The 13,241-nt window shown below is 33.7% G+C and carries 13 protein-coding genes, 1 riboswitch and 1 other annotated feature; all 13 genes read left to right on the forward strand.

Features of this window, described 5'->3' with window-relative positions; translation table 11 throughout:
* Nucleotides 1-2 precede the first annotated feature (2 nt).
* The 13 genes from mutM to PYW31_RS05965 all read left to right on the forward strand — a co-directional run bounded on the left by mutM (nt 3) and on the right by PYW31_RS05965 (nt 13,237).
* Nucleotides 3-875, forward strand: coding sequence for a bifunctional DNA-formamidopyrimidine glycosylase/DNA-(apurinic or apyrimidinic site) lyase (gene mutM, locus PYW31_RS05905; RefSeq protein WP_046836677.1), 873 nt, complete (start codon nt 3-5; stop codon nt 873-875).
* A 16-nt stretch (nt 876-891) separates the two neighbouring features.
* Entirely contained in the window at nt 892-1,518 is a 627-nt protein-coding gene (gene coaE / locus PYW31_RS05910; protein ID WP_046836676.1) for a dephospho-CoA kinase, read from the forward strand.
* 297 nt (nt 1,519-1,815) lie between these two features.
* A complete protein-coding gene (gene gap / locus PYW31_RS05915) occupies nt 1,816-2,841 on the forward strand; it encodes a type I glyceraldehyde-3-phosphate dehydrogenase (RefSeq protein WP_046836675.1) in 1,026 nt (341 codons plus the stop codon).
* A 341-nt stretch (nt 2,842-3,182) separates the two neighbouring features.
* The gene (gene nrdR / locus PYW31_RS05920; RefSeq protein ID WP_046836674.1) at nt 3,183-3,653 is read left to right on the forward strand and encodes a transcriptional regulator NrdR; all 471 of its coding nucleotides are present in this window, start codon (nt 3,183-3,185) and stop codon (nt 3,651-3,653) included.
* Nucleotides 3,654-5,036, forward strand: a complete 1,383-nt coding sequence (locus PYW31_RS05925) for a replicative helicase loading/DNA remodeling protein DnaB (RefSeq protein ID WP_046836673.1) — start codon at nt 3,654-3,656, stop codon at nt 5,034-5,036.
* On the forward strand, nt 5,033-5,956 hold the full coding sequence (gene dnaI, locus PYW31_RS05930; protein ID WP_046836672.1) for a primosomal protein DnaI: 924 nt from the start codon (nt 5,033-5,035) through the stop codon (nt 5,954-5,956). Before PYW31_RS05925 ends, dnaI begins: the two co-directional genes overlap by 4 nt.
* 344 nt (nt 5,957-6,300) lie before the next feature.
* Complete coding sequence (gene thrS, locus PYW31_RS05935) at nt 6,301-8,238, forward strand: threonine--tRNA ligase (protein ID WP_046836671.1); 1,938 nt, start codon at nt 6,301-6,303, stop codon at nt 8,236-8,238.
* A 65-nt stretch (nt 8,239-8,303) separates the two neighbouring features.
* Nucleotides 8,304-8,476: riboswitch (Lysine riboswitch) on the forward strand.
* Between the two features lie 219 nt (nt 8,477-8,695).
* Nucleotides 8,696-10,180: an amino acid permease gene (locus PYW31_RS05940; protein WP_046836670.1), complete on the forward strand. Its 1,485-nt coding sequence runs from the start codon at nt 8,696-8,698 to the stop codon at nt 10,178-10,180.
* Between the two features lie 72 nt (nt 10,181-10,252).
* Nucleotides 10,253-10,381, forward strand: a sequence feature (ribosomal protein L20 leader region).
* A gap of 23 nt (nt 10,382-10,404) precedes the next feature.
* Nucleotides 10,405-10,932: a translation initiation factor IF-3 gene (infC, locus tag PYW31_RS05945; protein WP_046836832.1), complete on the forward strand. Its 528-nt coding sequence runs from the start codon at nt 10,405-10,407 to the stop codon at nt 10,930-10,932.
* A gap of 28 nt (nt 10,933-10,960) precedes the next feature.
* Entirely contained in the window at nt 10,961-11,161 is a 201-nt protein-coding gene (rpmI, locus tag PYW31_RS05950) for a 50S ribosomal protein L35 (protein ID WP_046836669.1), read from the forward strand.
* A gap of 62 nt (nt 11,162-11,223) precedes the next feature.
* A complete protein-coding gene (rplT, locus tag PYW31_RS05955) occupies nt 11,224-11,580 on the forward strand; it encodes a 50S ribosomal protein L20 (RefSeq protein ID WP_046836668.1) in 357 nt (118 codons plus the stop codon).
* Nucleotides 11,581-11,689: 109 nt separating this feature from the next.
* Nucleotides 11,690-12,301 (forward strand): NUDIX domain-containing protein, encoded by a 612-nt coding sequence (locus tag PYW31_RS05960; protein ID WP_046836667.1) that lies wholly within the window; start codon nt 11,690-11,692, stop codon nt 12,299-12,301.
* Nucleotides 12,302-12,313: 12 nt separating this feature from the next.
* On the forward strand, nt 12,314-13,237 hold the full coding sequence (locus PYW31_RS05965) for a hypothetical protein (protein ID WP_046836666.1): 924 nt from the start codon (nt 12,314-12,316) through the stop codon (nt 13,235-13,237).
* The last annotated feature ends 4 nt before the right edge of the window (nt 13,238-13,241 follow it).

Consider the following 13,241-nt stretch of genomic DNA (forward strand, 5'->3'; position numbering starts at 1 on the left):
GTGTGCCTGAATTACCAGAAGTAGAACATGTTAAAAGAGGCATTCAACCGTTTGTTCAAGGTCAAACAATTGAATCAGTAGTCTTTTCCGATAAAGTGAAAGAAGGAAAAGCAGCTAATAAAGAAACAATTATTAAAGGTTTAGCGTTAGATACATTTCAACATCTTACAGAAGATTTTGTAATAAAGGATATAGAAAGAAGAAGCAAGTATATTGTTTTCTACTTACAACATGGAGACGAAGAAAGGATTTTAATCAGTCATTTAGGGATGGCTGGTGGTTTCTTTGTGGTTGACAGCATAGAGGATATTAGTGTGCCAAATTACCGTAAACACTGGCATGTTATTTTTAAATTAAATAACGGAAAATTACTTGTTTACTCTGATATACGAAGATTTGGAGAAATAAGAAATGTGCCTTCATTTGAGGCATATCCCTCATTTTTAGAAATTGCGCCAGAACCATTTACTGAAGCAGCTATGCCTCATTATTTATCTTGGTTTGGCAAAAAACTATATCAAAATAAACCAATTAAACAAATGATTTTAGATCATAGAGTGATATCGGGTTGTGGGAATATATATGCATGTGAAGCCCTATTTAGAGCGGATATTCATCCTGCTAGACTATCCAAAGATTTGAAACATCAAGAGCGAGAAATGTTATTTTATTATGTTCGAGAAGTACTTGAAGCGGGTATAAAATACGGTGGCACAAGCATATCTGATTATCTACATGCGGATGGTAGTAAAGGATCTATGCAATTGCATTTGAATGTATATAAACAAAAGGTATGTAAAGTTTGTGGAAATGATATTGAAACACAAGTAATTGCTACAAGAAATAGTCATTTCTGCGCTACATGTCAAAAATAAAGGATGAGTGAAAATTATGCCAAAAGTTATAGGACTAACTGGTGGTATCGCATCAGGTAAATCAACTGTATCTGAATTGTTAACAGCACATGGCTTCAAAGTAGTTGATGCAGATGTTGCAGCACGACAAGCGGTAGCAAAAGGTACGAAAGGTTTAGAACAGGTGAAAGCTGTATTTGGTGAAGCAGCGATTGATAAAGATGGAAATATGGATCGTGCGTATGTAGGAGACGTTATTTTTAACCATCCGGAAAAAAGATTAGAGTTAAATGAAATCGTACATCCAATTGTCAATGATATCATGCAACAAGAAAAAGAAGATTACCTCAAACAAGGTTTTAATGTGATTATGGATATTCCATTATTATTTGAAAATGAATTGCAAGATACGGTCGATGAAGTATGGTTAGTCTATACTTCTGAAAGTATTCAAATTGAAAGATTGATGGAACGAAATGATTTATCTATGGAAGACGCTAAAGCACGTGTATATAGTCAAATATCCATTGATAAAAAACGCAGAATGGCTGACCATGAGATAGATAATCGTGATACAAAATTAGAACTAAAGCAAAATTTAGAACAGTTACTAGTTGAAGAAGGTTACATTGATAATGATACGGATACCGAGGAAGTAGAGTAAGTTTGAATATAACGATAACCTCAACTTCATGATTAGTATTTTCTATAAATATAATTAAACAATCTAGTCATTGACTTAATTACACAAGCCCATTCCATTTGCGTCTGCATTGGAGTGGGCTTGTGATTTTTTTTCTGTAAATCGGTGAGGGAAGCAAAGTTAGAAATGTATGGTGACTCAGGATATTTCGGTTGAAAAAGAAAAAGTGAATAACGTTTGAGAAAACGCTTTCTTAATCTGCGATTTATGTTATACTATTTTCATAAAGTATAACACATAGACAAGGGGTGCTTTCAAATGACGACAAATATTGCAATTAATGGCATGGGAAGAATAGGTAGAATGGTATTGAGAATCGCGCTGAAAAATGAAGATTTAAATGTAGTAGCGATTAATGCGAGTTATCCACCTGAAACCATTGCCCATCTTATTAATTATGATACTACGCATGGTGCATACGATTTAAAAGTAGAACCCACTGAAAATGGTATCAAAGTTAATCAACAAGAAATAAAATTAGTATCTGACAGAAATCCAGAACATTTACCATGGCAATCGCTAGGGATAGATGTAGTAATTGAAGCGACAGGTAAATTTAATCATGGAGATAAAGCTGAAGCACACATTGCAGCAGGTGCTAAAAAAGTATTGTTAACTGGGCCATCTAAGGGTGGACATGTACAAATGATAGTGAAAGGAGTTAATGATGATCGTTTAGATATAGAAAATTATGATATTTTTAGTAATGCGTCATGTACTACCAATTGTATAGGACCAGTTGCTAAAGTATTAAATGATCGATTTGGTATTCAAAACGGTTTGATGACTACAGTACATGCGATTACAAATGATCAAAATAATATAGATAACCCACATAAAGATTTGAGACGTGCGCGTTCTTGTAATGAAAGCATTATACCAACTTCCACTGGCGCAGCGAAAGCCCTTAAAGAAGTGTTGCCGGAGTTAGAAGGCAAATTGCATGGTATGGCATTACGTGTACCAACTAAAAATGTGTCGTTAGTTGATTTAGTGGTTGATTTAGATACAGATGTTACAGTGGATCAAGTTAATCAAGCGTTTAAAGACCACGACTTAAACGGAGTTATTTCCACAGAAGATGCACCGCTTGTATCGATGGATTATAACACAAACCCTCATTCAGCTATCATTGATACACAAAGTACAATGGTAATGGGAGAAAACAAAGTGAAGATTATCGCTTGGTACGATAATGAATGGGGTTACTCTAATAGAGTAGTAGAAGTGGCAGCATATATTGGACAATTATTGAAAAATGATATTGCAGCTGTAGTAAATTAACTTGTTTGAATGTCAAAAGATACTATAAGAATTGTAGTGATATATAAAATAATCTAAATAGTTACTCCTTTTAAAGCGTTACGTTACTTCGTAAAGTGTTAAAAGGAGTGTTTTTTATGAAATAAAGATAACTGATAGTGATGATAACAATAAAGAGCAGTTCTTGTATCTTCGTAGATAATCCACAAATATTAAAATTAAAATTTTAGATGTTAACGTTTGTATAATCATTTTGCTTTTATGTATTCGTTGTATAAGTAAAATGTGTAATAGGCATTCTTTTGTGACGTACATATTTATAGTATAATGGAATATAATCAAATTGAGAGGGTGATAATTCGATGAAATGCCCGAAATGTAATTCGACTCATTCTCGTGTTGTAGACTCTAGACATGCAGATGAAGTTAATGCGATTCGACGTAGAAGAGAATGTGAAAAGTGTGAGACGAGATTCACAACTTTTGAACATATAGAAAAAAGACCGCTAATTGTAGTCAAAAAAGATGGTACAAGGGAACAATTTTTACGTGAAAAAATATTAAACGGTTTAGTACGCTCATGTGAAAAAAGACCTGTACGATATGAACAATTAGAAGAAATTACGAATAATGTTGAATGGAAGTTGCGCGACGATGGGCACGCTGAAATTTCATCAAGAGAAATAGGAGAACATGTCATGAACTTACTCATGCATGTAGACCAAGTATCCTATGTAAGATTTGCATCTGTGTACAAAGAATTTAAAGATGTTGATCAATTACTACAATCGATGCAAGGTATCTTAGCCGAAAATAAACGGAGTGATTCATAGATGGCTTTACAATCATATGATTATGGTTTACGACCGCACGACAATTTCACAGTTATACGGCATTTTCACATAAATCATAGTCATTTAGAAATTTTAAATCGTTTGTATACGCCGATGATAGGATCAAGTGCGATTGGCTTATATCATTACTTAGATCAATTTGTTGAATTTAAGACAGATTCAGTGCTCACACATTACATTATCATGAGTGAATTAAAAATAAATCTTTTAGATTTTAGAAAAAATATGGATTTACTAGAAGGTATCGGTTTAGTTAAATCGTTCGTAAAGCATGATGCACAACATTCTTCGTTTGTATATCAACTGATACAACCGCCTTCCGCAAAGCAATTCTTCTCAGATCCAATGTTATCCGTGTATCTTTTTAGTGAAGTGAGTAAACAACGTTATCAACAATTAAAACAACATTTTGAAGATAAAGATCAATTAGATATGACACTATTTCAAGATGTGACACGCCAATTTACAGATGTTTTTAAAATTCCTAATCAAGAACTACAGAGTGATACTAGCTACATTCAGAGTGAAGAAACATATGAAGGATTAAATTTATCACGTGTGAAGTTTGATTTTGAAACACTTTATGATCTATTACAATCACACTTTGTGAGTACGAAAATCATCGATAAAGAAGCGAAAGCGTTAATCATACAAATTGCTACATTATATGGTTTAACTGCTGAATCAATGAAACGTATTATATTGAAATCTATTACGAGCGCTCAAGAGCTATCATTTGAAGAATTAAGAAAGCATGCAAGAACATTTTATTTGATAGAACATGAACAACAGTTGCCTAAATTACAAGTTAAATCCGAGTCAGCTCAGTCTCATTCATCTGAGACTCTTACTAAGGATAAACAAAGTGAATCAAGTCATTGGTTAGAACAATTAGAAGAAACAAGTCCAATAGATATGTTGGCGTCTTGGTCAGAATCTGAACCTACACCACAACAAAAGTATATGATTGAAGAATTAGTGGAACGTGAACAGTTATCGTTTGGTGTGATTAATATTTTATTACAATTTGTTATGTTGAAAGAAGATATGAAACTGCCGAAAACCTATATACTTGAAATTGCATCCAATTGGAAGAAAAAGGGAATAAAGACAGCAGAAGAAGCATATAACTATGCGTTGAAGGTAAGTCAACCTAAAGATGAACATAAACCAAGCAAACCATATTATAAACAAAAGCAATTAGCTTCAAGAGAAATGACGCCTAAATGGTTAGAAGAACGAGATAATACAAATCAAAATGACAAATCTATGAATCAAACTGAAGATGATGAAAAGTTGAAAAGCGATAGAGAAGCATTTTTAAATCAATTAAAAACAAGATGGAAGGAGGATACTGAATGAAATCCTTTAATAATATCATGGGTGAGTCCAATGATTTGACCAGACGCATAGCTAAAATTAAAAAAGATGTAGTTAGTGATACAGATGTGAAGCAATTTTTAGAATCGCATCAAGCAGAAGTTACAAATGCGATGATTGACGAGGATTTAAATATTTTACAAGAATATAAAGACCAATTGAAACATTATGATGGTCATGCTTATACAGATTGTCCTAACTTTGTGAAAGGGCATGTGCCTGAATTATATATTGAAAATGAGCATATCAAAATTCGTTACTTACCTTGCCCATGTAAAATCAAACATGATGAGGATAAATTTAATGCACATTTAATTACTTCACATCATATGCAAAGAGATACATTAAATGCCAAGCTCAAAGATATTTATATGGATAGAAGAGATAGGTTAGAAGTTGCAATGGCAGCAAATAAAATCTGTGATCAAATTACAAATCACGAGCCACAAGTTAAGGGGTTATATCTACATGGCCCATTTGGCACAGGTAAATCATTTATTTTAGGTGCCATGGCAAACCAATTAAAAACTGAGAAAGTGCCATCTACAATTGTATATTTACCTGAATTTATTCGTTCTTTAAAAGGCGGTTTTAAAGATGGTAGTTTTGAAACAAAATTAGCACGTGTAAGAGAAGCTAACGTATTAATGTTAGATGATATAGGTGCTGAAGAAATTACCCCTTGGGCAAGAGATGAAGTAATTGGACCTTTGTTACATTATCGTATGGTTCAAGAATTGCCAACATTTTTTAGTTCTAATTTAAGTTTTGATGAACTTGAATATCACTTATCTGTAACACGGGATGGGACTGAAAAAACTAAGGCCGCAAGAATCATGGAAAGAATAAAAACATTATCTACACCATACTACTTAGAAGGAAAAAATTATCGCAACGATTGAAATCTAGCATAAATGTTGTATAATATAGTTAAATCTAAATCGAAACGAAATAATACAAAGACACGATGGATAAATCACTGCTTCACAGAAAGCCAATGTCTGATGAAATTTTGGCAAGTATATTTATTGATTACTACTTTGTAAATGATGTCGTAATAAACATCCGGCTCAAGACCGTTATCTTAAGTAGAGTAAAGACGCGTTTGCAAGTTGCGAACAGTTCTTTAATTTAGGGTGGTACCACGAAGACCTCGTCCCTTTCCGGGATGAGGTCTTTTTGTGTACTTCGAAGATAATGGAGTTGTGTTTTGATTTAAGAGCTTGAATAAATTGGAGGGTATTTCATGGATCAAATTAATATTAAGTTTCCTGATGGTAATTCAAAGGTATTTGATAAAGGAACAACTACAGAAGATATTGCACAATCTATAAGTCCTGGACTAAGAAAAAAAGCAGTTGCTGGTAAATTTAATGGTCAACTAATTGATTTAACAAGACCCATTGAGGCAGATGGAGCAATTGAAATCGTAACACCAGGAACTGATGAAGCACTAGAAGTATTGCGCCATTCAACAGCACACCTTATGGCTCAAGCATTAAAACGTCTATACGGAAATGTAAATTTTGGTGTTGGTCCTGTAATTGAGGGTGGTTTTTATTATGATTTTGATATGGAAGAAAGCATTTCTTCTGATGACTTTGAAAAAATTGAAAAAACAATGAAACAAATTGTTAATGAAAATTATCTGATTGAACGTAAAGTTGTAACACGAGATGAAGCTAAAGCCTTTTTCTCAAATGATCCATATAAATTAGAATTAATTGATGCGATTCCAGAAGACGAACTTGTGACTTTATATTCACAAGGTGAATTTACTGACTTGTGTCGTGGTGTCCATGTACCATCAACATCTAAAATAAAAGAATTTAAATTATTATCTACGGCAGGCGCATATTGGCGCGGTGACAGTAACAATAAAATGTTACAACGTATTTATGGTACAGCCTTTTTTGATAAAAAAGAGCTTAAAGCGCATCTTCAAATGTTGGAAGAGCGTAAAGAACGTGATCACCGTAAAATTGGTAAAGAATTAGAATTATTTTCTAATAATCAATTGGTTGGTGCAGGATTGCCATTATGGTTGCCAAATGGTGCAACAATACGTAGAGAAATCGAACGTTATATTGTCGATAAAGAAGTGAGCATGGGATATGATCATGTGTACACACCAGTTATGGCAAACGTGGACTTGTATAAAACATCTGGACACTGGGATCATTATCAAGAAGATATGTTCCCTACAATGAAATTGGATGAAAATGAAGAAATGGTCTTAAGACCAATGAACTGTCCTCATCATATGATGATTTATGCAAACAAACCGCATTCATACCGTGAGTTACCAATTAGAATTGCTGAGTTAGGAACAATGCATCGTTACGAAGCAAGTGGTGCTGTATCAGGTTTACAACGTGTGAGAGGGATGACACTTAATGATGCGCATATATTTGTCAGACCTGATCAAATTAAAGAAGAATTTAAGCGCGTTGTTAACTTAATTATTGATGTTTATAATGATTTTGGTTTTGATAATTATAAATTCAGGTTAAGTTACAGAGACCCAGAAGACAAAGAAAAATATTTTGATGACGATGAGATGTGGAACAGAGCGGAAAGCATGTTAAAAGAAGCATCTGATGAACTTGGCTTAGACTATGAAGAAGCGGTGGGAGAGGCTGCATTCTATGGTCCAAAATTAGACGTTCAAGTACAAACAGCTATGGGTAAAGAAGAAACATTATCTACAGCACAATTAGACTTCTTATTACCAAAAAAATTCGATTTAACTTACATTGGTAATGATGGTGAACATCATAGACCAGTTGTTATTCATCGTGGCGTAGTATCTACTATGGAACGATTTGTCGCATTCTTAACTGAGGAGACTAAAGGTGCATTCCCAACATGGTTAGCGCCTAAGCAAGTAGAAATTATCCCTGTTAATGTAGATATTCATTACGATTATGCAAGAGCCTTACAAGATGAGCTTAAATCACAAGGCGTTAGAGTTGAAATTGATGACCGCAATGAAAAAATGGGTTACAAAATTAGAGAAGCGCAAATGCAAAAAATACCATACCAAATTGTTGTAGGAGACAAAGAGGTAGAGAATAATGAAGTTAATGTAAGAAAATATGGTTCACAAGATCAAGAAACTGTTGAAAAAGATACTTTCATTTGGGATTTAGTAGATGAGATTAGATTGAAAAAACAAAGATAGTCTTGAAAGTCTTGTTAAAATCATGTATATTACTGATGAGTGAAATAAATTAATATTCATATCAAATTTGAGTTAGAGGTTGCATCTTCAAAGAGTAATTATTCAGAAGCTAAATGGGGCGTATGTTGAAATAATGAAAGGTGGAAATGCCGAAACTTGTATTGACCATTTACAATGCGAGTTGGGACAGTTTTCGAAAGAAACTGGACTGTCACATGCGTGATGTGCTACCTATATAAATGCTATTATTAAAATGGTTGCATATCTATTAGGTATGCAACCATTTTATTTTGGGCAAAAATTTATAATGCATATGTTTTCGGGATAGAGCAAAAGTTTATAGTTAAACGTGTAATCGAATGGACTTCATTACAATAAATTGATTGTATACTATAAATGAGACAATCTTAAGCATATAGAAAGTTAACCTCTAAGTTTATAAAGAAAGGAAGCTTCTATGGCAAAACAAGAAATTCAAAATGATGGAATTCAAAGGGGACTAAAAGATCGTCATATTTCCATGATTGCAATCGGAGGATGTATTGGTACTGGTCTATTTATGACTTCAGGAGGCGCAATACATGATGCGGGTGCTTTAGGTGCATTATTAGCCTATGCAATTATTGGTGCGATGGTTTTTTTCCTTATGACATCATTAGGAGAAATGGCAACATATTTACCTGTATCAGGTTCATTTAGTACTTATGCTACACGATTTGTGGATCCTTCCCTCGGATTTGCATTAGGATGGAATTATTGGTTTAACTGGGTAATTACAGTGGCGGCAGATGTTACTATTGCTGCTCAAGTTATACAGTATTGGACGCCGCTGACAGGCATACCAGCATGGAGTTGGAGCTGTCTATTTTTAATTATAATTTTTGGACTTAATGCTTTATCCGTAAGAGTTTATGGTGAAAGCGAGTATTGGTTTGCATTAATTAAAGTAGTGACGGTAATCATCTTTATTATTATTGGATTGTTAACAATACTAGGTATTATGGGTGGAGAATTTGTAGGCTTTGACATCTTCACTAAAGGTGATGGCCCTGTGTTAGGCGGTAATCTTGGAGGTAGTTTGTTAACTATTTTAGGTGTGTTCTTAGTTGCAGGATTCTCATTCCAAGGTACAGAATTAATTGGTATTACAGCTGGAGAATCTGAAAATCCAGAGCGAGCAGTACCAAAAGCAATTAAACAAGTCTTTTGGAGAATATTATTATTCTATATACTTGCGATATTTGTAATTGGCATGCTGATTCCATACGATAGTGCTGCTTTAATGGGTGGCGGAGATGATGTAGCAACATCGCCGTTTACACTTGTATTCCAAAATGCAGGTTTAGCATTTGCTGCATCATTCATGAATGCAGTAATCTTGACTTCGGTATTATCTGCAGGTAATTCGGGAATGTATGCTTCTACCCGAATGCTATATTCAATGAGTAAAGATAAACTCGCATTCCCTGTATTTGGTAAAACAAATAAGAGTGGTGTGCCTTATATGTCATTACTCGTTACTGCAGTGATAGTAATTGGTATTTTTGTTTTACAACACTTGAGTGGTGATGCGTATGAGTATATTGTTGCAGCAAGTGGAATGACTGGTTTTATTGCATGGGTAGGTATAGCGATTAGTCATTATAGATTTAGAAAAGCATTTGATAAACAAAATTATGATAAATCTAAATTGAAATATAAAGCGAAGTTATTCCCATTTGGTCCAATATTCGCAGGTTTCTTATGTGTGATTGTAATCATTGGTCAAGATGTAGACTTTATTAAAACGGGCGCATTTGATCTTAATAGATTCGTTATTACGTATATGGGGATACCAGTATTTTTAGCATTTTTCATTTATCATAAACTGAGATATAAAACAAAAATTGTTCCTTTAGAACAAGTGAATTTAAGACAAGATGTAAAAATGGATAATAAATAAAACATGAAATATTAGAAAAGCTATTGACTTGTCTCGAAATTGTTGCTAATATAGGTAACGTTGAATACGAAACGAACCAAGTAGAAGCTCCCGCTTCTCACCTGTAGCGACGCTAATTGCAGTTGGCAGGTCTATATATACATGGTTATGTCATGTGTAGAAGAGAGCGGGTATATTGTATACTCGCTCTTTTTGCTTGGGATAATTTCGTAAAAATCTTGGAGGTGTCAACCATAGCAAAAGATCAGACTCAAGTTAACGAAAAGATTCGCGCAAAAGAATTACGTTTAATCGGACAAGATGGAGAACAAGTCGGCGTAAAATCTAAGGCTGAAGCTTTAGAAATGGCTGAACGTGTTGGTTTAGATGTAGTCATAATGGCTCCAAATGCTAAACCACCTGTTGCTAGAATTATGGATTACGGAAAGTATAAATTCGAGCAACAGAAGAAAGAAAAAGAAATGAAGAAGAAACAAAAAACAATTAACCTTAAAGAAATTCGTTTAAGTCCTACAATTGAGGAACATGATTTCCAAACTAAATTGAAAAATGGACGTAAATTTTTATCTAAAGGCGATAAATGTAAAGTTTCTATTCGTTTCAGAGGTCGTGCGATTACGCACAAAGAAATTGGTCAACGTGTTTTAGAAAAATTTGCAGAAGAATGCAAAGATATCGCGACAGTTGAGCAAAGACCTAAAATGGATGGGCGTCAAATGTTTATCATGCTTAATCCGATAAATGAAAAATAAAAAAAGATATTACAGGAGGAAATGAATCATGCCTAAAATGAAAACACACCGTGGAGCAGCTAAACGTGTTAAAAGAACTGGTTCAGGCCAATTAAAACGTTCTAGAGCTTTCACATCTCATATGTTTGCAAACAAAACAACTAAACAAAAACGTAAATTACGTAAAGCTTCATTAGTATCAAAATCAGACATGAAACGCGTAAAACAATTATTAGCTTACAAAAAATAATGACTAAAATGTCATAACGTATCAATTTGAAAGATTGAACATATTTAGAGGAGGAATTTATTATGCCACGAGTTAAAGGTGGAACAGTAACAAGAGCTCGTCGTAAAAAGACGATTAAATTAGCTGAAGGTTACTTCGGTGCAAAACGCACATTATACAAAGTAGCAAAACAACAAGTAATGAAATCAGGACAATACGCTTTCCGTGACCGTCGTCAAAGAAAACGTGATTTCCGTAAATTATGGATTACACGTATCAACGCGGCAGCACGTCAACATGATATGAGCTATTCAAGACTTATGAACGGTTTGAAAAAAGCTGAAATCGATGTTAACCGTAAAATGCTTTCTGAAATTGCTATTTCAGATGAAAAAGCTTTCGGTGAATTAGTTGCTAAAGCTAAAGACTCTTTAAAATAATTATCTAAAATAAAGAGATGTACAACTGTGTACATCTCTTTATTTTTGTTTTGATATCTATCGATCATTTGATAAAATAACAAAGAAGTCATATACGAAGGAGAAACTGATGTCTAAATTTGATGAAATGATTACAGTTGTTCCAAGAACAATTTTATTTAATAATGAAAAGAATCAATTTAATGGATTTCTTGATAAAAACTCTGCTAAGGGTCAAGAGGTTTTTGATACGCTTTCTAAATACGAAATTAAGCGACGTGGAGATATGGAAGAAGATCCAACATATAAACAGTTGATTTCATATTGTATTTTAGAGAATGAACATGATGAAATATTGGTTTATGAGCGCTTATCAGGTGGCGGAGAGTCACGTCTTCATGGTCAATCTTCTATTGGTGTAGGCGGTCACATGAACGATGTACTAGGTGCTGAATCCATTAATGAAGTGCTTAGAATCAATGCACAAAGAGAGCTAGAAGAAGAAGTGGGTTTACCTGATCATAAATCTCAAAATTTAGCTTACATAGGTTTTATTAATGATGATACAAATGAAGTTGGAGAAGTTCATTTAGGTGTAGTGTTCAAAATTAAGGTGAGCAGTATCGATGTAGAAGCTAAGGAAACAGATACATTAAGGATTAAATGGGTTGACCAAAGTAAGATAGACAACTATGATGAATTTGAAACATGGAGTTCTTTAATATTAGAAGCATTACAGTAGGGGTGTTTAATAATGTCTGACATCATTCCTTTTCCGCGTTCAAAAGATAAAATAATACGAGAAATTAAACAGTCCTTTAATCAAAATGATTTTGATCAAACTTATGAACTTTTTGAAGTGTTCGAACAACAATTTGAATTAGATGAGCAAATGTCTTTGTTAAAATGTGCGACACTTTATCGAATGGAGCATTATCTTGAATTACGCGAGGAGGCTATCATTTTATTAAAGCAAGGTGTCACTAAATATGATGATTTGATGGTTTATTATGTTAAGAGTTTAAATGGTTTAGGTCAGTATTATGAAGTGATTGAAGTAATTGATCAAATTATGGATGAAGTTAATGAGCATAAAACGAGAATGGAACTTTTTCCTATAAAAGAATATGCTTTAAGTCAAATTGATAAAGATAATGAACATGCAGCGACAATTTTGCAACGATTTGAAACATTGTCGCTGCGTGAACAAATCAATACGATGCTTACTTTAATTGATCATAATCAATACCGTTATACCGAATCGGTAGTCAATTTATTACAAGAAATTTCATTGGCACCTAATGTTATTTGTATAATGCTTGAATATTTACGCTTCGCCGGATACAATCAAAGCATTCGTGTTCAGAAGTTCGGTCACACTATGGAAGTGCGACCAAGCCAACTTTCTGGACTTGAACAAACGGTACTAAAAACAAAAGTGCTTCCAGCAGTTGTTCGTCAGATTGAAGATGACGCAGCGCAACTTATGGATGAAGCAAACCACGTAATGAATAATCATGCTATATTACTTTATCCATTAGATATTGAAAGTATCGCTTCAGTGGATGAGTGGGTGAATGCCTATATAAATTATTTTAAATCAATGTTAGGCTTGGAAGATCTAGACACAACTAATAGTGTTGTCAGTTTTATTGCAACAATAGATTTACCAGAATAATTAA

It is taken from the genome of Staphylococcus succinus (assembly GCF_029024945.1).
GTDB classification, from domain to species: domain Bacteria; phylum Bacillota; class Bacilli; order Staphylococcales; family Staphylococcaceae; genus Staphylococcus; species Staphylococcus succinus.